Origin of the sequence: Chryseobacterium sp. Marseille-Q3244 (assembly GCF_940807095.1) — a bacterium.
Taxonomy (GTDB): domain Bacteria; phylum Bacteroidota; class Bacteroidia; order Flavobacteriales; family Weeksellaceae; genus Chryseobacterium.
In genome coordinates this window covers 18,841-43,874 of record NZ_CALNWX010000019.1, presented here as the reverse complement: position 1 = coordinate 43,874, position 25,034 = coordinate 18,841, and the positions used below count along the sequence as shown (strand labels likewise).

At 36.1% G+C, this 25,034-nt stretch carries 18 protein-coding genes; 12 read left to right on the top strand and 6 right to left on the bottom strand.

What is annotated here, in order from left to right; genetic code table 11:
• Positions 1–16: 16 nt before the first annotated feature.
• From NBX25_RS21855 to NBX25_RS21830, 6 genes are all read left to right on the top strand, one after another.
• Entirely contained in the window at positions 17–2,527 is a 2,511-nt protein-coding gene (locus tag NBX25_RS21855) for a M1 family metallopeptidase (RefSeq protein WP_250255412.1), read from the top strand.
• Positions 2,528–2,759: 232 nt separating this feature from the next.
• Entirely contained in the window at positions 2,760–4,088 is a 1,329-nt protein-coding gene (locus tag NBX25_RS21850; protein WP_250255411.1) for a hydroxymethylglutaryl-CoA synthase family protein, read from the top strand.
• A gap of 412 nt (positions 4,089–4,500) precedes the next feature.
• A complete protein-coding gene (locus NBX25_RS21845) occupies positions 4,501–7,392 on the top strand; it encodes a SusC/RagA family TonB-linked outer membrane protein (RefSeq protein WP_250255410.1) in 2,892 nt (963 codons plus the stop codon).
• Positions 7,393–7,400: 8 nt separating this feature from the next.
• Complete coding sequence (locus tag NBX25_RS21840; RefSeq protein WP_250255409.1) at positions 7,401–8,735, top strand: RagB/SusD family nutrient uptake outer membrane protein; 1,335 nt, start codon at positions 7,401–7,403, stop codon at positions 8,733–8,735.
• 863 nt (positions 8,736–9,598) lie between these two features.
• On the top strand, positions 9,599–12,394 hold the full coding sequence (locus NBX25_RS21835; protein ID WP_123910617.1) for a SusC/RagA family TonB-linked outer membrane protein: 2,796 nt from the start codon (positions 9,599–9,601) through the stop codon (positions 12,392–12,394).
• Positions 12,395–12,408: 14 nt separating this feature from the next.
• Positions 12,409–13,872, top strand: coding sequence for a RagB/SusD family nutrient uptake outer membrane protein (locus NBX25_RS21830; protein WP_123910618.1), 1,464 nt, complete (start codon positions 12,409–12,411; stop codon positions 13,870–13,872).
• A gap of 115 nt (positions 13,873–13,987) precedes the next feature.
• Here NBX25_RS21830 and NBX25_RS21825 read toward each other — a convergent pair whose 3' ends face one another.
• Positions 13,988–14,917: an AraC family transcriptional regulator gene (locus NBX25_RS21825; protein WP_250255408.1), complete on the bottom strand. Its 930-nt coding sequence runs from the start codon at positions 14,915–14,917 to the stop codon at positions 13,988–13,990.
• Between the two features lie 180 nt (positions 14,918–15,097).
• Here NBX25_RS21825 and NBX25_RS21820 point away from each other — a divergent pair, with 180 nt between their 5' ends.
• Complete coding sequence (locus tag NBX25_RS21820) at positions 15,098–16,627, top strand: aldehyde dehydrogenase family protein (RefSeq protein ID WP_123910620.1); 1,530 nt, start codon at positions 15,098–15,100, stop codon at positions 16,625–16,627.
• A 321-nt stretch (positions 16,628–16,948) separates the two neighbouring features.
• Entirely contained in the window at positions 16,949–17,332 is a 384-nt protein-coding gene (locus NBX25_RS21815; RefSeq protein WP_123910621.1) for a DUF779 domain-containing protein, read from the top strand.
• 90 nt (positions 17,333–17,422) lie between these two features.
• Here NBX25_RS21815 and NBX25_RS21810 read toward each other — a convergent pair whose 3' ends face one another.
• Positions 17,423–18,622 (bottom strand): dicarboxylate/amino acid:cation symporter, encoded by a 1,200-nt coding sequence (locus NBX25_RS21810; RefSeq protein ID WP_250255407.1) that lies wholly within the window; start codon positions 18,620–18,622, stop codon positions 17,423–17,425.
• A gap of 93 nt (positions 18,623–18,715) precedes the next feature.
• Between NBX25_RS21810 and NBX25_RS21805 the strand changes: the two genes are divergently transcribed.
• The 3 genes from NBX25_RS21805 to NBX25_RS21795 are packed head-to-tail and all read left to right on the top strand — an operon-like array spanning position 18,716 to position 20,494.
• Positions 18,716–19,627, top strand: a complete 912-nt coding sequence (locus tag NBX25_RS21805) for a DnaJ C-terminal domain-containing protein (protein WP_123910623.1) — start codon at positions 18,716–18,718, stop codon at positions 19,625–19,627.
• Positions 19,628–19,630: 3 nt separating this feature from the next.
• Complete coding sequence (locus NBX25_RS21800; protein WP_123857205.1) at positions 19,631–19,933, top strand: chaperone modulator CbpM; 303 nt, start codon at positions 19,631–19,633, stop codon at positions 19,931–19,933.
• A gap of 33 nt (positions 19,934–19,966) precedes the next feature.
• Positions 19,967–20,494 (top strand): hypothetical protein, encoded by a 528-nt coding sequence (locus tag NBX25_RS21795; protein ID WP_250255406.1) that lies wholly within the window; start codon positions 19,967–19,969, stop codon positions 20,492–20,494.
• 56 nt (positions 20,495–20,550) lie between these two features.
• On the opposite strand, the gene NBX25_RS21790 is transcribed toward NBX25_RS21795, so the two are convergent.
• Both NBX25_RS21790 and NBX25_RS21785 read right to left on the bottom strand, forming a co-directional pair.
• A complete protein-coding gene (locus NBX25_RS21790) occupies positions 20,551–21,534 on the bottom strand; it encodes a PLP-dependent cysteine synthase family protein (protein ID WP_123857203.1) in 984 nt (327 codons plus the stop codon).
• 116 nt (positions 21,535–21,650) lie between these two features.
• Positions 21,651–22,880: an ABC transporter permease gene (locus NBX25_RS21785; protein WP_250255405.1), complete on the bottom strand. Its 1,230-nt coding sequence runs from the start codon at positions 22,878–22,880 to the stop codon at positions 21,651–21,653.
• Between the two features lie 4 nt (positions 22,881–22,884).
• On the opposite strand from NBX25_RS21785, the gene NBX25_RS21780 reads away from it, so the two are divergent.
• Entirely contained in the window at positions 22,885–24,081 is a 1,197-nt protein-coding gene (locus tag NBX25_RS21780) for an exo-beta-N-acetylmuramidase NamZ family protein (protein ID WP_250255404.1), read from the top strand.
• A 104-nt stretch (positions 24,082–24,185) separates the two neighbouring features.
• Here NBX25_RS21780 and NBX25_RS21775 read toward each other — a convergent pair whose 3' ends face one another.
• Positions 24,186–24,392 carry a hypothetical protein gene (locus tag NBX25_RS21775; protein ID WP_065398796.1) on the bottom strand — a complete coding sequence of 69 codons (207 nt, stop codon included), beginning with the start codon at positions 24,390–24,392 and terminating at the stop codon, positions 24,186–24,188.
• 4 nt (positions 24,393–24,396) lie between these two features.
• A complete protein-coding gene (locus NBX25_RS21770; protein ID WP_123910627.1) occupies positions 24,397–25,029 on the bottom strand; it encodes a DUF3575 domain-containing protein in 633 nt (210 codons plus the stop codon).
• Between the last annotated feature and the right edge of the window lie 5 nt (positions 25,030–25,034).

The window sequence follows — 25,034 nt, the reverse complement described above, 5'->3', positions numbered from 1 at the left end:
ATTATAAAGTAGACAGATGAGAAAGGCCATTTTATCGATTGCAATACTTGGAATTTTGTTTTCCGCCAATGTATCAGCTCAAACCGAAACTTCAGGAAGAGAAAAAGTGTACAGGGCTACCCATACCAAGGTGACAGAACTGAAACATACAAAGCTGAAGGTAAACTTCGACTATCAGAAAGAACAGATGAATGGGGAAGAATGGCTGACTGCCTCACCTTATTTTTATGCGACCAATGAGCTGATCCTCGATGCAAAAGCAATGTTGATTCATGAAGTAGCTCTTGATAATAATGGAAAAAAATCTCCTTTAAAATACGAATATAAAGATGATATTCTGAAAATTACACTGGATAAAACCTATCAGAGAAATCAGGATTATACAGTTTATATCAAATACACCTCACGTCCGAACGAAGTGAAACAACAAGGAAGTGTAGCTATTAATGATGCAAAAGGTCTTTATTTCATTAATGCTCAAGGAACAGATCCGGAACTTCCTACACAAATATGGACACAGGGAGAAACTGAAGCGTCTTCTGCGTGGTTTCCAACCATTGATAAACCTAATCAAAAGACCACACAGGAAATCTATATGACGGTTCCTGATAAATATGTGACTCTTTCGAATGGGATACTGAAAGATTCTCAAAAAGAATCCAACGGACTTAGAACCGATCACTGGGTAATGGATAAGAGACACTCAACTTACCTTTTCTTCATGGGAGTAGGAGAGTATGCTATTGTAAAAGATAAATGGAAAAACATTCCGGTTGATTATTATATCGAGAAAGAATACGAACCTTACGCAAAACAGATTTATGGGAATACCCCGGAAATGATTGATTTTTTCTCTAAAAGAATGAATTATGATTATCCATGGGCTAAATACGCTCAGATTTCCGGTAGAAACTATGTGAGTGGTGCCATGGAAAATACAACAGCAACCCTTCACGGAAGTGATATTCTTCAAAAACCGGGACAGCTTATTGATGAGAATACATGGGAAGATACCATTGCCCACGAATTGTTTCACCACTGGTTTGGAGATCTGGTTACAGCAGAAAGCTGGAGCAATCTTACAGTCAATGAATCTTTCGCTAATTATTCCGAATACCTTTGGAATGAACATAAATATGGAAAAGACCAAGCCGATTATCACCTGATGACTGATGTGAACAGATACATTCATAATCCGTCAGATTTTAATAAAAACCTGGTAAGATTCAATTATGCATCACGTGAAGATGTATTTGATCTGGTAACCTATCAGAAAGGAGGCGGAATTCTGAATATGCTAAGAAACTATTTAGGAGACGATGCTTTCTTTGCCGGAATGAATGATTATCTGAAGACCAATGAATATCAGAATGCAGAAGCTCATCAGTTGAGACTTTCCTTTGAAAAAGTTTCCGGAAAAGACTTGAATTGGTTCTTTAATCAATGGTATTTCGGAAGCGGAAATCCAAAAATCAACTATTCATTTACATTTGAACCTGTAAAAAAACAGGTTGCTGTGACGATTAATCAAACCCAAGACCAGATGTTTGAATTTCCTTTGGCTATTGATGTTTATGATAATGGCAAGCCGAAGAGGTATAATGTTTGGGTAAACGCTGATGCAAAGAATACATTCAATTTTGATGTTTCCAAAGCGCCGGATCTGGTAAATATTAATGCAGATGGTGTTTTATTAGCAGATATTACTGATAAGAAAACTCCTGAGCAGAATCTTTTACAGTTTACAAATTCCAAAGAGTTTAAAAACAGATATAATGCTTTAGCAGGAATAAAAGATCAGACAGGAAAAAGTCCTGCCGTAACAAAATTATTGGCAGCAGCATTGAAAGATCCGTTCTTCAGAGTGAGAATTCAGGCTTTGGAATTAGTTGATCTTAGCAATCCTGAACAAATGAAAGCCCTGGGAGCTGAGGTTGAAAAATTAGCATCCAATGATCCTAAAACATTAACGCAGGCTGCAGCAATTGCTGCTTTGGCAAAAACAAAAGATAAAAAATATCTTCCGCTCTTTGAAAAAGGAATGGGGGCCGTTTCTAATGCTGTAAAAAGAAGTTCGTTAGGAGCTATTCTTACTAATGATCCTTCAAAAGCTAATTCATTAGCTGATAAAATAGATCTGGATGGTGCTTCAGATGATTTGCAGGCGCAGTTACTTCCCATTATTGTAAAAAATAAAGTAATTTCTCAAATGCCAAAAATTGCTCCATTGGCAGCATTTTATCCGTTTATCAAATTTCAGAATCCGGAACTGGGCAAATCTGCAGAAGAAGGATACAACTGGATCATGTCATCTGATAACTTAAAAGCTACTGAAAGCGTGACTAAAATTTTAGGATACGCAAAAAATCAGATAGGAGATAATCCACAGGCTAAAATGATGGTGGTACAAATGCTGAAGGATGGTTTAAGTAAAAAAATGGAATTGCTGAAACAAAATCCACAAAACGCAGCAAGTATCAATAAACAGATTGATATTATCAACAAGACTATTGAAAATTATAAATAATATATAAATAAGATCTAGAGCCGGCTTATGCCGGCTTTCTTTTTATAGATGGATCTGAACAGTATTGCTTACGATATTGAATGGATTTTACACCTAAAAGAAAAGGGTGAAAAAGTGATTTTATGAAATTTAGCTGGATCTTGTTTATTTTTAATAATATTACAAAAATCAGTTATTTTCACTGCTGTTTTTTGCGTTATCTTTCATAAATTCGTTTAAAATTTAAAAAATTATGAGTTTTGGAATTGAAGCTGCGAGCTATTATGTGCCTTCTTTATATTTGGAAATTAAAGAATTGGCTGAAAAAAGAGGCATAGAACCGGCAAAACTGGAGAAGGGGCTGGGGCTTCATAAAATGGGATTGCCTGATGTGCATGAAGATGCTGCAACCTTTGCGGCAGAAGCATTATTAAGATTAATTCAGGATTACCAGATCAATCCTAAAGAGATTTCAAGAATTTATTTAGGGACAGAAAGTGCTTTGGATGCCGCAAAACCTACCGCTTCTTATGCAATGCAGATGGTTGAAGAAGTATTGAAAGCAGAATATGGTGAAAGAGTTTTCAGAAACTGTGATGTAATAGACATGACCTTTGCCTGTGTTGGTGGAGTAGATGCTTTGCATAATGCATTAGATTTTGTAAGAGTAAATCCTGATAAAAAAGCGGTGATAATTGCCAGTGATTATGCAAAATATGAATTGGCTTCTTCAGGAGAATATACCCAAGGAGGTGGTGCGGTTGCTCTATTGGTCTCTGCAAAGCCTGATCTTCTAGAGATTGAAAATAACTGGGGAGTCGCTACAGAAAGTGTTTTTGATTTCTTTAAACCAAGAAGGCAATATAAAAAAGATGATCTGAGTGTAGCTCCGGAAATGTATCCTGACAAAATAGAGATCTTTACGGATGAGCCAGTTTTTGATGGGCAGTATTCCAATCAGTGTTATCAGGATAGAATAAGAGAAGCCTATCAACATTATAAAGAGATTACGGGGAAAGAAAAACCTTATCAGAATTGGAAGTATATTATTTTTCATCTTCCTTATGCTTTTCATGGAAAAAGAGTCTTTACAGAAATCTATAGCTTGGAAAATGGAATTTCCTATGAAACTCCGGAAGAGCAGAAAGCAGTTGCCAAATCTGAAGGGTATCAGCAACTGATAAATGAGGCGATTGAAAAGACCCAAAGAGCTTCTTCAGAAATAGGAAATATGTATACAGCTTCTATTTTTATGGCATTCCTTTCTGGTCTTCAGACTTCTTTTAATGAAAACGAAGATTTGTCTGGAAAAGAAATCGGATTTCTGGGATACGGCAGCGGTTCAAAATCAAAGGTATTTGCCGGGAAAGTATCTGCTAATTGGAAAGCTGTAGTAGAAAAATGGAATTTATTTGAAAATCTTAACCATAGAAAGGCTATTGATTTTGAAACCTATGAAAAGCTTCATAGAAAGCAGTTAAGTCAGTCTGTGAATCCAGACTATAAAGGATTTGGTCTTACTTCCATAGAAGCTGAAAATCCTGTTTTAATTGGGGCTAGATATTATGGCTGTCAAAAATAAATATTGTCATAATTAATAAGAATAAAGCATTTCATTGAATGAGGTGCTTTTTTTATTATTTAAGGTGAGTTTGTGTGATTATTTTATAATAATTATGTTGTTTTACTGAGAATGTTTACTATTTGGTATTGAATGTTATTTATTAAAGATAATCGTTTGGTTTATTTTTTTTATTTAATTTCTTATATATAAGTAAGGGGCTTAAATTTTTTAAAATTGTTAAAATTCTGTTAATATTTAAGAGTGTTGTTTTTTTTTATCTTTTACCAACATGTTGCTAATTAGTTTCATTTAATTATTTGTTTTTTATGAAATTATTTCTGTTTAAACGCTTGTTTATTAGTGTTTTGAAAGTTGAGTCTGATGGTTTTTATTAACATATTTGTGATCTAGATATTAAAAACTGTTAAAGATGAATGTGAAATTACGAGTATTAAGTGTGGGGGCGCTGTTTTTTATGGGACAGGTAGCTTGGGCACAAAAAGTGAAAAAAGACACGACTTCGGTACAAGACATTGATGAAATTGTAGTAGTAGGCTATGGTACCAAGTCGTCGAAAAAAGTTACGACATCAATCTCTAAGGTAAAAGCAGATGATTTGACGAAAGTATCCGCAGCCAGCACAGATGCACTGTTGCAAGGAGCCACGACAGGACTACAGGTTTCTCCCACATCAGGAGCGCCGGGAGCGGGATTTAATGTAAGGCTCCGAGGAGTTTCCAGTATAACATCCAGTAATGATCCTTTATATGTTGTGGACGGAGTTCCTATATCATCTAATTCTCCCAGTGGAAATGTGAGCTATGGAGGACAAACCGGAAATTTATTATCTCAATTGAATCTTGCTGATGTAGAAAATATTGAAGTATTAAAAGATGCCGCTGCTGCCGCTATTTATGGATCCCGTGCTGCTAATGGAGTTGTTTTGATCACTACCAAAAAAGGAAAAAGAGGGAAAATAAATTTCAGTTTAAATTCAACTGTAGGTTTTCAGAATCCTATCAAAACATTTGAAAAAATGAGAGCTGGAGATTATTACAAGATGCTTGATTTAGCTGAATTTAATACTACTCCCAGCAGAGGAAGAACATACTGGTCTACAACTAATGGTGTCTGGAATCCTAGTTCCGGACAGTCTATTGAAGATTTTTACCGTTCTGATTTTGGAGATGATTATATCCGTCAGATTTATAGAAAAGACCAGCCACTATATGAATTGAGTGCCAGCGCGTCGGGAGGCACTGATAAGACTACTTTTTATCTTGGTTTCTCCAATTTTGACCAGTCAGGAGTGATAAAAGGGCAGGAGTACAATAGACAGACTTTTACGTTGAATCTGGATCAGAAACTTAATGATATATTCAAGGTGGTAAGTTCTGTGAGACTTTCTAATGAAAACATCAATAGAATTAACGGGGATAATAATATATATGCACCTTTAAGTGCTGCCGTTTTAGAAGCACCCGGACAAAATATTTGGAATCCTGACGGCAGCTATAATACTAGCACATGGACCTTTTCAAACCCAGTACAGAATGCTACAGATGTAAAAAGTTTGACAAAAGTTTTCGGGGTAAACACTTCATTGGGGCTTGAATCTAAATTTTCTTCCAAGCTCAATATGGTGACACGATTTAATTTGGAAAGGATCAATTATGATGAATCACGTCTGTTTCCATTAGATACTTATCAGGGAAGAGGAGCCAAAGGACAGGCAGACTACAATGGACGGTTGTACAATACTTTTACAGCGTTTAATACCATAACATACAGTGAAAGGATAAGTGATAAATTTGGTTTCACATTAATGGGAGGATTGGAATATTTTAACCGTAGAACATTTGCTACCGATATTCAAACTCAAAATATACCTTTAGGGGCTACTTCACCAGACGCAGGTTCTCAAAAAACCATTGCTTCCTATTATCCATCATTGGGAAACAGAACATTTTCTTACTTTTCAAGGTTAAGTTTAGAGATTTTCAATAATTTATTTATTGATGCTACCTTCAGGGCAGATTCCTCTTCAAAGCTGGCTTATGATAATAGAACCGAATACTTCCCGTCAGTTTCAGCTGCGTATGTGATCTCGGATAATGAATGGTTTAAAAAAGATGTAGTGAGTTCGTTAAAAGTAAAAGCTGGATGGGGAGAACTTGGAAACCAATCAGGTTTAGGAAACTTTGATGTATCTCCTACGGCCCAAATTTATACATATGGTCTGTTACCCACGTATAATATGAACCCTATCTATGGTACTACAGGGGTTCTTGCTAATCCTAATCTGGTTTGGGAAAGAACTGGTCAGACGGATGCGGGACTAGAATTAGGATTATTTAAGAATAGAATCAATCTTACGTATGATTTTTATTATAAAAAATCACGTAAACTTTTGGTAAATGGAACATTATCTTTGGATAATGGAGCTGAAACTTATAGATCTAATGCTGCGGAAATGTATAATAGAGGACATGAAATTGGTATTAATGCTGCCATACTAAAAGCAACAAATTTAGGATGGAACTCACAGTTTAATATTACGTTTAATAAAAATGAGATTACTAAGCTTTTAGGAGATCAGCCTGTTCCGATAGATTTTGGATTTGCAACGAGAATTGATGTCGGTCAGCCGTCAGGAGCATTTTTTGGGCTTAATGCAATAGGAATTTACAGATCAAATGATGAAATTCCTAAAGCTTTGTTTGATCAGGGGATCAGGGCCGGTGATGTTAAGTATGAAGATGTCAACGGAGATGGAGTTATTGATTCAAATGACCGGATTTTCTTAGGAAAATCACAACCAGATTTCTTTGGAAATTTCAGGAATACATTTAGGTACAAAAATTTTGATTTGTCAGCTAATATAATATTTGTTTTTGGACAAGATATGTATAACTCTTCTAAAACATTTGCTGGTATTTCAGGAAACCCTTTATTTGGAAAGCTAGCTGATCAGACAGATTACTGGACACCGGATAATCCTAATGCAAGCTTACCACGCCCTGTGAGAGGGTTTAATCAGTCATGGAATAACAGAGCGTCTTCCCGATTCGTTGAAGATGCTTCTTATATCAGATTAAGAGAAGTTCAGCTTGGATATACTTTGCCTAGAAAAACGCTGGGGATAGGTGACATGACATTGAGATTCTTTATAGCGGCGGATAATCTTTGGACCTGGACAAAATACAGTGGACCGGAGCCCGAAGTAAATGCTTTTGGGCAATCAAACGTAGCCACCGGAACAGATTTCTTTACCCAAGGAATGAACAGAACAATTAAATTCGGTATTAACTTAAATTTCTAAAACTAAAAATGAAAAAAAATATAATTAAATATCTGATAGTTTCTTCTTCTTTACTTACTATAGTAAGTTGTGGAAGAGATATGGTGGGGAGCGAGACAGTGGATACTGACAGACAGGTAGGAGATGGATTCATAAAAACGGATGCTATTGCCAGAACTGCAACAAATGGGATATATAATAACATGCAGAATCGATATGTCTATGGAGGAGAATTACACTTTTTTGATGGCCTTTTTGCAGATGACTTTACACATACCGGTACTTTTTCCGAATTTGCTGAAGCAGGTGCCAGTAATTTTTTAGATACTAATTTGTCTGTAAGACGTATTTATGGAGGACATTACACTGTAATTAGAACCTGTAATGCTATTATTGACCAGGTGGAAACAAGGCCAATCCAGGGAAATACAATTACTAATCCTGTAAAAAACCAGGTACTAGGGGAGGCTTATGCTGCAAGAGCATTAATGTATTTAAATTTAGTACGCCTATTTGGAGGAGTGGCCTATGTTACAACTCCGATTTATATTGCAGACGATGTTATCCGTCCTAAAAGAGATTCACAAGAGTTTGTGTATCAATCTATCATCAACGATTTGAAAAAATCAATAGAATTTTTCAAAAATAATAACGAAAAGTCCGAAACTTTCCTAAGCCTGGATGCTGCTCAGGTGATATTGGCTAAAACCTATATGGAAATAGGTTTGTATAATGATGCGAAAACCATTCTGGAAAATATTAAAGGTTATTCACTTTCTGCAAGCTATACAGCATTGTTTACAGCTTCCACTTCAACAGAGCATATTTTCAAAATTAATTTTACAGAAACAGATGGCGGAAACCAGGCGTTCTTTTTTTATCCTGCTCTTGTAGGTGGGAGAGGTGAAGTTTCATTACGTACACAGTTTATGAGTATTTTTGATGCAAGTGATACAAGAAAAATGTTTGCTATTGCTCAAGGGAGAAATTATTTTAGAAAATATAGTAACCCTGGTAGTGGTGCAGATAATGTACCTATTATAAGATATGCAGATGTACTTTTATCCCTTGCTGAATGTAGATTGAAAACATCCGGGGATGCATTAACCCCTGTGAATCAGGTGAGAGCCAGAGCAGGAATTGCCCCGTTAGCTGCAGTGACATTAGATGATGTTTTAATGGAAAGAAGAAAAGAACTGTATGGAGAAGCAGACAGATGGTTTTCAGTAAAGAGATTTGGAAAAGCACAGCAAGTGATAGAAGGTAAGGGACGTCCTTATTTTTCTAAAAGACTAGACTTATGGCCAATACCTGCTTGGCAATTGATCAACAATCCAAATACCAATCAAAATCCTGGGTATTAAAATAATAAACAACTAGCTTCTGAAATGAAGTATAAAAACTAACAAATTTTAATTATTTTAAATGAGGCTGCTCTTTTTTGGGTAGTCTCATTCTTTTTATAGATTGATAGTATTTCACTAAAAAACACTCATTTTTTCAATGATTCTGTTATAAAACCTTGTCAGTGTGGAAAATATATTGTTTCCATGTTCTTTATTAAGGGTCTTTACAGAATTTATGATCCTTACTGTTGTTTGCTGAAAGGTAGCAATAGTGATATGCTAATATGATATGTGTTGATTGACGATTATCTTTTTTGTAAAAGATAATCGTTACACTAAAAAAGAGAAAGGGGTTAATTTATTTTGTGAAAAATATAGTTTAAATGACAAAAATAAAGTCAGGAAACACTCTCAAAAGTTTGCCGTTTTAGACTAATTTTTGGATATGATATATTAACGGATTTTTAATTTTATTTTTACAGAGACTGCCTTTTTAGACGGTCTTCCTGATTTTTATCAGGTTATTTTTGGTGTTATTTCACTAAAAAACACTCATTTTTTTACTGATTTTAACTCAAAACTCATTAGAGTTTGTTTTATTTTTTTCATTTATATAATTCTTGTTTGTTTATTTTTTTCACTTTATTGTTTGAATCGATGTATATTAATTTTTATTTTGTTTTTCATTAAAATATCTTGAATGTTTAAAATACTTTGGTATTCTTTAACATTTCAAACATAATTGAAGTTTTTTTTTATCGTTTTTTAGAGTTATATGCGGATAATCCTTTTGTAGAAGGCTGTTTTCAGGTTTTAATAAATTGATGGTGTTAATATTTATTAACATATTTGTCCCCTTGAATATATTAAAATCTGTTAATATGAATGTGAAGTTACATGTATTAAGTGCAGGAGCTTTGTTTTTTTTAGGACAAGCTGCCTATGCGCAAAAATCTAAGAATGATTCTATTCTGAAGGAGAATAAGATCGATGAGGTAATCGTTACTGGATATCAGAAGAAAAAAGCAGATGAAATTACCCAGGCTCAGGCTGTTGTTGGAGGGGATGAAATCAGACGAAATTCTCCTACAACATCTATTGGTAACTCTTTACAGGGTCGAGCTTCTGGAGTATTTGTACAAAGTACAACAGGGCAACCAGGTGCTGCCGCTACAATCCAGGTAAGAGGGGTTGCTGGTGTTGGTGGTTCTTCAGAGCCTACTTATGTTGTAAATGGAATGTACATGACTGCAAGACAGTTTAGTGCAATTAACCCTGCGGATGTAGAGTCTATTTCAATTCTTAAGGATGCTGCTGCTACAGCACAATATGGTGCAAGAGGAGCAAATGGAGTAGTTGTAGTGACTACAAAAGCCGGAAAAGTTGGAAAAACCCATTATTCATTTGAAACTAAATTTGGATTCAGTGAAAGATTGAAGGACAATAACTATACCATGATGAATTCGAGAGAGTTAATGACTTTCCAAAATCAATTGGGGTATCTAGGCTTTAAAGCAAGACCTCAGGATGAGATGGACAGGTTAGCTGCGTTCGATCATAATTGGCAAAAAGATTTGTTGAAACCTTCAAGTATCCAATCTTACTTATTTAGTGCGCAAGGTGGGTCAAGAGAAAGTACTTTCTATTACTCATTAGGGTATGATTCTGATAACGGAATTATCAGAGATATCGATGGACTTAAAAGATATACAGGTAACTTCGGATTTACGAACAAATTAAGTGAAAAACTTAATGTAGGAATCAACCTTGGAGTTCAGTATCAGGTTACTCAGAATTTCAGAGACAGAAACAATACTCAGAACCCGTTTGGGGCCATGTATAAATATGCACCATACGAACCGATTTATAACCCAGATGGAAGTTATAATCAGACAATGAGAGCAGGGTCAAACGTTGTAGAGCAAATTCGTAATTATACATTGGAGGATCAGAGATTGAGAATTCCCGTAACCTTATTTGGAGAATACAAAATTATCGATGGCCTTAAATTTAAAACTAATTTTAACGGACTTTACGATTGGTACATGGGTACTTCATGGTTGAAAAAAGGGTCAAACCTTGATTTAACCGTAAATGGTGTTCCAACAGGTTCATTGAATAAGAACTCATTCTATGGATTTAACTATACATGGAATAACTCTATTAATTATAAAAAATCATTTGGAAGCCATAACTTTGATTTCTTAGGATTTATCGAATATAATGATAATTTCAATGAAACAATGAATGGTGGTGCTTACGGGCTGAAATCTCCTGTACTTAATGTTCCTACTATCACTACACCTTCGGATAGAAACACATTTACGGGAATTAAGACTAGAAATACTTTGTTCAGTTTAGCTGGTATGATCAATTATGATTATGCAGGTAAATATTTAGTAACAGGATCATTGAGAAGAGATGCTTCATCAAGATTCGGAGCTAACAATCAAAGTGGTGTATTTTGGTCTGCAAGTGCTGCATGGAATATTGCAAAAGAAGACTTCATGAAAGGAGGCTTTATTAATGATTTAAAACTTAGAGGATCATACGGAACAACTGGTAATGACGGAACATTGCCGGATTATTACAATGTCAACAACATCAGTTACGGCTTATACGGTGCTAATGGTGCTTTATATCCTGGAACATCTTCACAAGGTAACTACATTATTGGTAACACAGACCTTAAATGGGAGTCTAATGCTATTACCAACGTAGGAGTAGATTTCGTGATGTGGAAAAGAAGAATTCGTGGATCTGTAGAGGTGTATCAGAATAAGAGAAAAGACTTTGTACAACTTGTACCTTTAGATAAACAAGAAGGAGGACTTTATCAATATGTTAATGCAGGGGATATGTCTCAAAAAGGTCTTGAAGCTGAGCTTAGTGTAGATGTTATCAAAAAGAAAGACTTCCAATGGAATTTACATGCTAACATCTCTTTCCAGAAATCAACTCTTGACAAGTTAGCAGGTGGGCAAACTGAAAGAAACTTAGGATATACGTATCTTAAAGTAGGTGAAACTCCTTATGTATTCTATAATGTGAGATTTGCAGGTGTTGATCCTAATAATGGAAATGCTTTATATTATGATAAAGCAGGAAATGTTACCAATGTTTATAGTGCATCCAATGCAGTTCCTCTTACTGATAAATCTCCATTCCCTAAAAGCTTTGGAGGATTCGGAACTACAATTCAATATAAAGGACTTGATTTCAGTGCAGATTTCGCATTCAAGTTAGGAGGATATACTTATAACAATATGTACGCGGCGGCAGTTGATCCAACCTTGGCTGTTGCAGGAAGAAATATGGCGCAAGCTGCTTCTAATGTTTGGCAAAAACCTGGTGATACGGGAGTATTCCAAAAAGTAGACAGTAATGGTATGCGTGATTCTGATCAATGGATTGAGAAATCAGATTACTTAAGATTAAGATCCCTTACATTAGGATATACATTTGATAAAGCATTTCTTGGAGAAGAATCACCTATTAATAAACTTAGAGTATATGTACAGGGACAGAATTTATTTACTGTAACTAAATTCCACGGAGAACCAGAAGTTTCTGTAGGATCTGCTGACTCTACATCATTATTTGTACCGGGATCATTTAACCTTTACACTTATCCTGCTGTAAGAACAATCCTAATGGGACTACAATTAGAATTTTAATATTGAATAGCTTTATGAAAAAGAATATAATAAAAATAAGTTTAGCAGCGTTAACAGCCTTTGTTTCGTTAACATCTTGTGACAGAAATTTAGACCAGATATCATCCGTTAATGAAGATCAGGACCAGGCAATGACCAGAGCTGAATCATTCAGACAAGCTATGGATGGAGCGTATACAGCACTTAAAGTAGGAGGGTACTATAGTGGAGATACAGGGAGTCAACTAATTATGGGAGATCTTACTACAGATAACTTAATTCGTACGGCTTCGGGAAGAAATACAAATTTCGCAGCATCAAACTTCGAGTTTTCTTCAGATAATTCACAGACTACAGGCTTGTATAATACTGCTTATCTTGCTATCAGCAGAGCTAACTTTGTTTTGAAGTATATCAATAATGGAGTATTATCAGGTGCACAAAAAGCAAATATTGAAGCCGAAGCAAAAGCTCTTAGAGCAATTGTTCATTTTGATATTGTAAGAGCATATTCTCAAATTCCAACACAATCTGCAGGAGCAAAAAATTCAATCGGAATTTATTATTCAGAAACATATTCTCCTTTAAATAGTACGTCATCCAGAAATCTGACTGTTGAGCAAGTATATAATAAGATTATTGCTGATCTTTTATCTGCAGCTGACAATATTACACAAAATGACGCAGATAAAGGAAGATTGAGTAAAGCTGCTATATATGGATTATTATCAAGAGTTTATCTTTATAAAGGTGAGTACGATAATACAACAAAGTATGGAGAATTAGCATTAGGACTTTCACCAAGCATTACAGCGAAAGATAATTTTTTCAGTATTTGGAAACAAAACGAAGGATTGTCTAAAATTACTGATGGTGTTTTATTCCAGATATTGAATGCACCGGCTGAACAAAATACAGTGGGAGCAGCATATAATCAGGCAGTACCTAGTTTGAGATCAGAATTTGTTGTAGATTATGATTTATATACAGCATATACTGATAAGGATGTTAGAAAAACTGCTTATTTCACTACCAGTGTTTATAGTAAGCAGAAATACAATCACGTTACCAAATATGCTGGAAATGGAGGTCCATCTAATATAGTACCAATTAAATATCTTAGGTCAGCTGAAGTATTATTGAATGTTGCTGAGGCATATTATAGATCAGGTAATCAAGCGACAGCTCTTACTTTACTAAATAAGTTAAGAGCTGAAAGATATACTACATTTACTCCTGGAGCGGAAGTAGGGCAGGCTCTTCTAGATGCTATCCTGAAAGAAAGAAGATTGGAGCTTGCATTTGAAAATGACAGATGGTATACCTTGAAAAGATTAGGTCTTTCTGTTCAGAGATCAGGTAAAGGAGATCTTTTTGATGGTACAGGAGCACCAGCTGTTAAACAAACTCTTGATGCTGGTAGCACTAAATGGCAATGGCCAATTCCTATTACTGCAATTCAGGCTAACCCGAATATTAAGCAGAATGCTGATTATTAAGAATTAATATTTTTAATATAAATAAGAAGAGCTCCATGAAAATGGAGCTCTTTTTTATTTTCTTAGTAAGAAAACTAAATTAAGTAAAAGGGATTATTAACTTCCTTACATAAATTTACTCTCGTACAATCATCCTATTATTCTGATAGTTCTTAGGTGTTACTCCTTCCAGTTGCTTAAAAACTCTGGTAAAATAATTAGTATCTGAAAACCCGGTCTGGTAGGCTGTTTCTTTAATGCTGTTTTGGGTAGCCAGTAATTCCTTGGCCTTACTGATTCTTTCCTGTAGAATAAAATCATTCGGGGAAGTTCCGAGCTCATCTTTGAACATTTTAAAGAAATTCGATTTACTCACATAAGCAAGTTTCGCAATACTCTCAATAGAAAGTTTCTGGTGCAGATTTCTTTTAATGTAATCCACTACAAATCCAATTCTCGATTTATTCTTTACAATATTCCTTTCCACCATGCTTCTGGCCTGTGTCTGCATAAGCCGTATCAGCAGTTCTTTCAGGGCGAAGTCAGCCATGATATCCTTTTGAGTGTTATCATCCATGGCTATTCTCATAATATTGTTGGTGGCAGATGCCAATGCCTTATTGTTAAAAAGAAAATACTCATCCAGTTGAATGTTCCATTGTGAGACCTCATCTACCTTGGGAAGATGATAGTTTAAGTAATTAAGAGAATCTTCAATAAAATCTGGATTCAAACTTAAAGAGATGCATTGTGTAGGAGTGTCATCGGCTTCAGGAAAATCAATAACCATGGTTTCACCGGGAGCAACTAAAATACTTTCTCCAGGGAAATAATCAAAGTAATTGGTTTTGTTATCCAGCTTCATGTGTTTTTTACCTCTCAGCATTGCGGTAAAGGCAATATTTTCAAAATGAAGCTTTACTCCGAAAGCAGTTTTATGCGTCTCGTAGATACTGAATTCACAGTTGTTTAGATTGAATTTTGTCTGGTTTTCAACAAGACTCAATAGCTGGTTTTCCTTGTGTAATTCAGGAGTATTTAATAAAATCTTACTATTGTTATTCATTTCTAAATTTTTTGACAAAGGCAGTAACTCAAATATAATGAATTTGATTCAACGTTGCTGTTAAGAAAATAATAAAATTGAGTTCTGTACTATTTTGCACTTTTTTTATACGATTGTGCTATAGGTTTTTCATGCATCCGTGTAATTTGGCGGTATTGAAAAATTAAAATAAATACTGATATGAGCACTCTTACAGAAACAAGATCAACGACTCTTTTAGAGCGTCCCGAGTTCAAAAGCAGATACGATAATTATATTGACGGGAAATTCACACCACCTGTTAAAGGACAATATTTTGATGTGGTGTCACCCGTTGATGGTAAGAATTTTACCCAGGTAGCCCATTCCTCAAAAGAAGACCTGGAGCTAGCGGTAGATGCAGCAGACAAAGCATTCCAGACTTGGAAGAATACATCATCCACAGAAAGAAGTATTATTCTTAATAAAATTGCAGACAGGATAGAGCAGAATTTAGAATACCTTGCGACAGTAGAAACCATAGACAACGGTAAAGCAGTACGAGAGACACTGGCTGCTGATCTTCCGCTAGCTATCGATCATTTCAGGTATTTTGCATCCGTCATTCGCGCAGAAGAAGGGTCTCACAATGAATTGGACAAAGATACTGTATCTTTGATTGTTCATGAGCCTCTGGGAGTCATTGCTCAGATTATTCCATGGAACTTCCCGATCCTTATGGCAACATGGAAGCTGGCTCCTGCATTGGCTGCTGGAAACTGTGTGGTCTTAAAGCCTGCAGAAAGCACTCCTGTTTCTATTATGATCTTAATGGAGCTGATAGGAGATCTCTTACCCGCTGGAGTTATCAATATTGTTAATGGCTTCGGTGCAGAGCTTGGAAGAGCATTGGTAACAAATCCTAAAGTTGCCAAAGCGGCTTTCACAGGATCTACAGCTACAGGACGTTTGGTAATGCAGTATGCAACAGAAAATATTATTCCTGTGACGCTGGAGTTGGGCGGAAAATCACCTAATGTATTCTTCAACTCCGTGATGGATGCTGATGATGAATTCTTAGATAAAGCTATTGAAGGTGCCGTTCTTTTTGCCCTTAATCAGGGTGAAATCTGTACATGCCCGTCAAGACTGTTGGTTCAGGAAGGGATAGCAGATGCTTTCATCGAAAGAGTAATTGAAAGGGTGAAAGCGATCAAAGTAGGTAACCCTCTGGATAAAACTGTAATGATGGGAGCTCAGGCTTCCAAAATTCAAAAAGAAAAAATCCTGTCCTATATCCAGCTGGGGGTAGATGAAGGAGCTGAAGTACTGGTAGGAGGAGATATTAATCACCTTGGGGAAGACTTGGAAGAAGGATTCTATATTCAGCCTACAATCTTCAAAGGGAACAACAAGATGAGAATTTTCCAGGAAGAGATTTTCGGTCCTGTATTGGCCTTTACTACCTTTAAGGATGAAGAAGAAGCGGTGAAAATTGCCAACGATACCATCTATGGATTAGGAGCAGGGGTGTGGACGAGAGATGCACACCAGTTGTATAATATTCCACGTCAGATTGAGGCAGGAAGAGTCTGGGTAAATCAATACCACTCATATCCGGCAGGAGCTCCTTTTGGCGGTTATAAGCAATCCGGAATTGGAAGGGAGAATCATAAAATGATGCTTGACCATTACCGTCAGACCAAAAATATGCTGATCTCCTATAACAAAAATAAGTTAGGTTTCTTTTAATATTATGTAGGACGTGCCCGATTGCCTTGGCTTTTCCCGAGGCAAACGGTCGGGCTATGCAGGGCTTCACTTCGTTTCGGTACTTCATTACATTGCGCACCGGCTCGTTCCTCGCCGCCCTTACTATCCCTCACGCAATAAGAAACATTTCTGATATCTCAGATGACTACAATAAAATGGGGGAACCCAAATTTGCTAAAATATGATGAGGCTCAATGACAGAATCACAGGCTCAATTTAAACATGATGAATGAGCAGGTCCGGCAAATTATATTTGCCGGACTTTTTATAAAGAATAACAGTAATTTTAAATAAACAATAATGGAAACGCGAATATCAAGACTTTCTGCAACAGAAAAAGCACTTGAAGTCATCCGTGAACTTGAAGAAAAATATGGTCCTTTGATGTTTTACCAGGCAGGAGGCTGCTGTGAAGGTACCCAGCCGCAATGTTTCGAAAAAGGAGGTTTTTTCCCAAGAATGAATGATGCCATGATCGGAACCATTAATGGACATGAATTCTGGATAGACCGTGATCTTTTTGAATACTGGAAATACTCCCATTTTACGTTGGATGTGACTGACGGTTTCGGACCGGGAGGTTTCTCATTAGAAACTCCTTTAGGAAAGACATTCAAAGTGCAATACAGACTTTTTACTCCGGAAGAGTATAAAAACCTGGAACCGGTACAACGCAGCGAATAAGCTCTAAAGCTTGGTGCTATATAGCATCATTTCACGTTGTTGTCATTCTGACAAAGGAAATCTCATGCATAGCCAGATGTATGTCAATTATCAATCCTTCACGAACCGGTTGACAAACATGGCGGCGACAATATCTCCTACAGAATTCAAAACAGTAGCTAAAGGATCTACCAGGGTACCGATAATCATCACTGCTGGAATAGCTTCCTGAGGCAATTTATACACTGAGATCATCAGCATTTCTCCAATATATCCACCATTAGGAATTCCACCAGCCACAATACTTACAAAAACAGTGATGCCCAAAGCTAAGAGTAAGTTGGCAGGGTCAAAGAAATCTTTTCCAATAATTAAAAAAGCTACATAAATTTTGATAATCGATGACATAGAAGATCCATTTTTATGCAGCGTTGTCCCAATTGGGATCACCAGATTGGCAATAGAATTCGGAATTCCGATCTTAGATGCAGCCTGTAAATTCGCAGGCATAGTGGCAAAACTGCTGCAGGTACTTATTGCAGTAAGAGTTGGGTAAATAGCATTAGTCCAAAAACTTTTCACTCCTTTCTGTCCGCTCGCCATAAACGCATAAATGGAAAAGAAAACAAGAAAATAAATAATTCCTGCAACATAATATAACCCTAAAGGTTTAGCATAAAATCCAAAAAGCTGTGGTCCTAATGTAGCAACCTGATAGGCGAAATAAGCTCCCAACCCAATAGGTGCCAATTTCATCACCAATAAAAGAAGTTCCTTCATCACTTCATATCCTGATGCTATAAAAACTCTGAAAGGTTTTCCTGCTTCTCCCGTTTTTCTGGCTGCAAAACCTGTCATGAAAGCAAAAATAAGGAGTGCCAGCATATTTTGTCTTGAAAACAAGGCAGTGAATTCTCCCACGGTAAAGAAACTTACAATTCTATTTCCCCAATTGTCCTCATTTGCCGCTTCTGTAATCATTTCAGAACTTCCCGAAACTCCGGAAACCGGAAACAGATAGACGGCACAGATGGTAAATATAGCAGCAGTAAGAATAAAGAACAGAAAGGTAAGTGCCATGATAAGAATGATCTTCCCGAATTTAGATTGCTGTTCCAGAGATGCTATAGAATTAGATACAGCAAAGAAGACCAAAGGTACAACACTTACAAAGAGAAGATTCAGGAAAATGTCTCCCAACGGTTTAATGTATTCCACAAAACCCGGAGCAACGATTCCTATAATGCTTCCGATTGTGATTCCCAGAAGTAAAAATATGATTCCGGAGTAGTTTTTCAGTACCTCTTTCATGTAGCGGTTTTTATCAAAGATAGGTTTATTTTTAACACTTTGTTATGCAATTTTCAGACCTAAATTTCATAAATTTGAGTAAACATCGTTTCTATGGCTTATATAGATTACTATAAAATTTTAGGCGTAGATAAAAGCGCAACCCAGGATGATATTAAAAAGGCGTACCGGAAATTAGCCAGAAAGCTGCATCCGGACCTTAATCCTGATGATAAAGAATCAGAAAGAAAATTCAAAGAGCTGAATGAAGCCAATGAAGTTCTCAGCAATCCGGAAAACCGTGCAAAATACGATAAGTATGGAGAAAACTGGAAACATGGGGAAGAGTATGAAAAAGCTCAGCAACAACAAAGGCAGTACCAGCAGCAGAACTACGGTGGTGGTTATTCCGGTGCAGACTTTGGTGAAGGTGAAGACTTTTCAGACTTCTTCCAAAATATGTTTGGCGGTTCTTCAGGAGGCTTTGGTAAAAGTTCAAGAGGAAGAGCTTCGGGAAAGTTCAAAGGACAAGATGTACAGGCAGAATTAACCCTGAATTTAAGAGATGCTGCTGTAACTCATCCGCAAACTTTTGAAATCAATGGTAAAAAAGTAAGGATTACGATTCCTGCCGGAGTCTATGATGGGCAGAAAATTAAATTAAAAGGACATGGAAATCCTGGAGTGAATGGAGGTCCCAACGGTGATCTTTATATCACATTCAATATTCCCGTAGATCATGATTTTGAAAGAGTAGGTGATGATCTTAAAACAAAAGTTGCTATTGATTTGTATACCGCAGTTTTAGGTGGAGACGTAAAAGTAAATACACTGGATGGAAGTGTTAATCTTAAAGTAAAACCGGAAACCCAAAGCGGAATGACTGTAAGACTGAAAGGTAAAGGTTTTCCTGTCTATAAGAAAGATGGGGAACATGGCGATCTTTTTGTAACCTACGAAGTGAAAATGCCTGTTAACCTTACCGATAAGCAGAGAGAGCTTTTTGAACAACTTAAAAATTCCTAGGCTATGAGTGAAAGAATATCACGGGAAGAACTCGTAAGAATATACAATATAGAAATCACCTTTTTTGATGAACTTGTAGATTATGGTCTGCTGAATATACACATTGAAAATGAAGTTCATTACCTCATGTATGAAGACCTGCCGGATCTGGAAAAATTTGCCAACTGGCATTATGACCTTGAAATTAATCTTCCAGGCCTGGAAGTTATTCATAATATGTTGAAAAAACTGGATGCTTTAAAACGAAGAAACAGAGAGCTGATGAACAAACTTTCGGCTATCAGTGATCAATATGAAGATATTTAGCTTAGTTTTGTAGCTTTTTAAAGCAACAATATTATGAGTGAGGAAAAAGTGATTACACTAAAACCTGAGAGAGCGATTTTTGAAGATATTTATTTTAGCGGAAATCAAGGGAGTCTGCTTTTTTCTCCTACCACAAAAAGTAAAACAATAACAACCATTGCTGCTGCTGTTATTTTACTGATTGCATTTCTTCTGAAAGATAATTTCAGCAAGGAAAGCCAAGGTATCTTGTACTTTTTTAGTTTTATCTTGTTGCTTTGTGCTGTTTACTTATCTGTAAGTGTTAATAAGGTCTCAAGATGGAAAAAGCAGGTTAATCACTACCTGAATATTTTGGAAAAGTGTAAGATTTACGAAATAAGAATTGAACAGAATTTTTTCACAGTCAATATTGATGGTGAAAAAGAAACCAGTGAATGGAAAGACTTTGAATTTTTTGATAGCAACTATGACTTCATTTCCCTTGAAGGAAAATACAGTTATATGTTTCCCAGAAAATCAATGAGTGAAAGAAACTATTCTTTACTCAAGACTATTTTAAAAGATAATATTCAACCATAAAAAAATCAGAGCATTTTGCTCTGATTTTTTACTTTATAATATTGTTGCCTTACTGCTTATTCCAGCCAGCCCATTTCCTTCATCCACTCGTCATTGTAGATTTTTCCTACATATCTTGAACCGTGGTCATGAAGTAAAACGACAATGACATCATCTTTAGTAAACTGATCTTTCATCTGAATCAATGATGCAATGGCACTTCCTGCAGAATATCCACAGAAAATTCCTTCTTCCTTAGCCAGTTTCCTTGCATAGATCGCTCCGTCTTTATCCGTTACTTTCTCAAAGTGATCGATAACAGACATGTCGTAGTTTTCAGGGATGATATCTTCTCCAATTCCTTCCGTGATGTACGTATACGCGTGGTCGTAGTGTAATTCTCCGGTTTCGTGGAATTCTTTAAGGATAGAACCGTAAGTGTCAACTCCAATTATCTTAATATCCTTATTTTTTTCCTTGAAGAACGTTCCACATCCTGTAATAGTTCCTCCTGTTCCAGCTCCTGCTACAAAGTGAGTTAGTTTTCCTTCTGTCTGTTCCCAGATTTCAGGTGCTGTAGACTCATAGTGAGCAGTTCTGTTGGATAAATTGTCATATTGGTTTACATACCAACCGTTTTCTGTTTCCTTAGCCAGTCTTTTCGATACAGAATAATAAGAGCGCGGATCTGTAGGTTTCACATCCGTAGGGCAAACAATTACTTCAGCACCTACAGCACGAAGAATATCACACTTTTCTTTAGATTGTTTGGAATTGGTAACAAAGATACATTTGTACCCTTTGATGATGGCAGCCAATGCCAATCCCATTCCTGTATTTCCGGAAGTTCCCTCAATAATGGTTCCTCCAGGTTTTAATCTGCCGTCTTTCTCGGCATCTTCGATCATTTTAAGAGCCATTCTGTCCTTTACAGAGTTTCCAGGGTTGAATGTCTCAACTTTTGCTAAAACTAATGCTGGAAAATCTTCACCCAGTACATTGTTAAGTTTTACCAATGGTGTGTTTCCTATAGTTTCAAGGATATTTTTTGCGTATTTCATAAATGTTTTATATGCGGTGCAAAGATAATGCTTTTAAAATTATCTGTATGGAGATCATGAGTGATTAAAGCTCAAAACAGATGAGTAAAAGCTTAATTTTAAACCCAATAATAAGGTTAATTATACTTAATGGCTTTCACCGGAGAAATCTTACTGATCAGATAACTCGGAATAATTAAGGCAAGAGCAGATATCGCCAAAATCCCTAATGAAATAGAAATGATAGCAATAGGGTTAAGATCTACCGGTACTGTACTTACGTAGTAATTTTCCGGATTAAGCTTAATCACTCCAAAGAATTTCTGGATAAGAATTAATCCCAACCCAATAGCATTTCCATATAAAAGCCCTGGGATCATGATGATAAGGGTATAATTGATAAAAGTAGCCCTGATCTGAGCATTGCTTGCACCTAAAGTCTTAAGTAAACCGATGGAGTTGGTTCTTTCAATAATGAGGATCAGAAGGACCATAATAATATTGATAACCACTACAACCAGCATGATGATGATGATGAGCGCAATATTGGTATCAAAGATGCTTATCCAGTCAGTGATTTGTGGAAATTTTTCTGTTGCCTTTTCAGCATAGTTTTTATATCCGATCAGTTTTTCAATGTCCGGGAAATCTTTATCAATATCATTGACATTTTTCAGGAAAATATCAATTCCGCCAATTTCGTCAGGTTTCATATCCTGAATTTTTCTTGCATGATTGATTCCACCAATTACAAACTGTTCATCGATGAGCTTAATGTCTGTTCTGTAGATTCCGATAATTTTAAACTTTCGGTAAAGAGGCTTTTGATCGGCTTTTAAGAAGACGGTAACGATACTGTCATTGACTTTAAGGTGAAGATCATTGGCTATTTTTTGTGAAATAGCAACATCATTGTTGAACCCTACTTCTGTCACCTTGGGTGTAGTTCCGGCAATTAGGAATTTTTTAAACCTTAAACTGTCGAAATCCTTTCCAATTCCTTTAAATATAATTCCTGCAAAATTATGTTCATTACGCATAATTCCGGTAACCGTTACATATTTTTGGATAGTTTCCACATCCGGAAGTTCTTTGATCTTGGCAATATTCAATCCCTGATTATCTAAAACCGAAGTATTATAGGAAGAGTTGGATCGGGTAGATCTTACTGTGATGTGTCCGCTGAAATCTGCCAGTCTCTCTTTAATAGCTTTTTTAGAACCGAATCCAGTGGCTACAGTAATTAGAGAAACAATAATTCCCAGTGCTACGGAAAGCCTGCCAATGAAGATGATAACCCTTGATAGGTTATTTTTGTTATCTTTGGAAAACGCTATTTTTCTAGAGAAATATAAAGGAAACTTCAAGCTTATGAATTTAGATTTCAAAATTAAAAATTTACTTCTGATTTGCCTAATTTTTTTAGGAGTATTCAACCAATATTATTCTCAAACTCAAGTTCAGCCGGATTTTAAAACCGGGGCAGATCAGCCTGAGCTTTATCTACCTCTATTGAAGGATAAAACCATTGGAGTAGTGACGAATCAGACAGGCTTAATGAGTGACAGAACTCATTTGGTAGATTTTTTAGTCAAGAATGGAGTAAAAATCAAAGCTATTTTTGCGCCTGAACATGGTTTCAGAGGAGATGCTGATGCAGGAGCAAAAGTAAAAAATGGAGTAGACGTGAAGACCGGAATTCCTATTGTTTCCCTGTATGCCAGTAATAAAAAACCAAAGCCTGAACAATTGGCAGGAATAGATCTTGTAGTTTTTGATATTCAGGATGTGGGTGTAAGATTTTATACTTACATTTCTACGTTAACTTATTTAATGGAAGCGGGTGCTGAAAACAATGTTGAAGTAATGGTCCTGGACCGTCCCAATCCACATGATGGATATACTGACGGACCTGTTTTAAGAAAAAAATGGGCTAGTTTTGTGGGAATGCACGAGGTTCCGGTTGTTTATGGGCTGACTATTGGTGAGTATGGAAAAATGGTGAATGGAGAAAAGTGGCTGAAAAATGGAGTTCAGGCAAAATATACCTTAATCCCAATGAAGAACTACCACAAAAAACAACGTTATCCGATGCTGGATAAGCCATCACCGAATTTGCCTAATGATAAAGCAATTAATTTATACCCAAGTTTGTGTTTTTTTGAAGGGACCCAGGTTTCTGTAGGAAGAGGAACGGATCAGCCTTTCCAGATCTATGGTTCACCATGGACTGAAAATCTTCCATACAAATTTACTCCAAAGCCAAGCTACGGAGCAAAAGATCCATTTTTGAACGGGAAATTATGTTATGGTGAAGACTTGTCCAATTATCCTAAGGATTTAAGAGAATTGAATCTTGAATGGGTAATCAAGGCTTATCAAAACTACAAAAATCCTCAGCTGGATTTCTTTTTGAAAAATCTTTGGTTTGATACTCTTTCCGGGACTGATGAATTCAGAAAGCAGATTATTGCCGGAAAATCAATTCCGGAAATTAAAGCTTCGTGGAAAAAAGATCTGGAAGATTTTGAAAAGATTAGAACCCGATATATGGTGTACGAAGATTAACTAAAATAGGTCGGAGGTTTGGGGCTGGAAGTTATGGAGGTCATTGAGTGATAATATGACTAAAAGTAACTTCCAGCTTCACGGTTTCTGTTTCCAACCTTTCATTAATCAAAATTTTGGGGCGGATTTTTATCATTTTTGCCCTTATTTAATATAAAGAGTCCGATTGTTAAACCTACAACCCCTGCAAAAGCAGTTAATAAGGCTCTTTGTAATTTATCTGGAAGATCATTTCCAAGGTAATTCATTAAAAAAAGGATCACAAACGTGATCACAGAAATGATAATATGATTTTTTCCGAATGGCTTCATTGTATTATTTAAATTTGTAAGAGATCATAACTCCACCTCTGTAAGGCAAAATTTCACCACTTTTATTAAGTCCTTCTACCCCAATGTCATAACGTTTTCCTGTAGTTCTGTCATACCCTTTATAAAAACTTTGTGCAGTTCCAATAGTGGCATAAAGATCAAGATTCCATCTTTCAGATAACTGAAATTGATAACCTCCTGTGACTCCTAACATAATAGAAAAACCTCTTTGATACAGATTTGAAATAATAAAAGTTTCTCCGTTGTCTGCTACAGAGACGCTATTGTCATTCCAGTAATTCCATTTCTGTGCATTATAAGCAGCAACAGAGACGTTAGCTCCAATATACCAGTGTTTGAAAGCTTCTTTGAAATAATATCTTCCTTCAGCAGAAACAGAGTAAAATTGCAATTCATGTCCTGAAAAAGACTTCCATGGTGAGATAAAGACATCTCCCTGAAGAGTATATTTGGGACTAATCTGCTTTTCTACGCCGAGATTGAGAATACCTATTGGTAAAAAAAGAGCATTACCTTTTACATACAAACTTTTCTCTTCGCTTTGATCTTGCTCCTGAGCTTTTAGTGAACCTATGCTCAGAAATGCCAAAGCTCCCATTAATACTCTGTATTTCATCAATG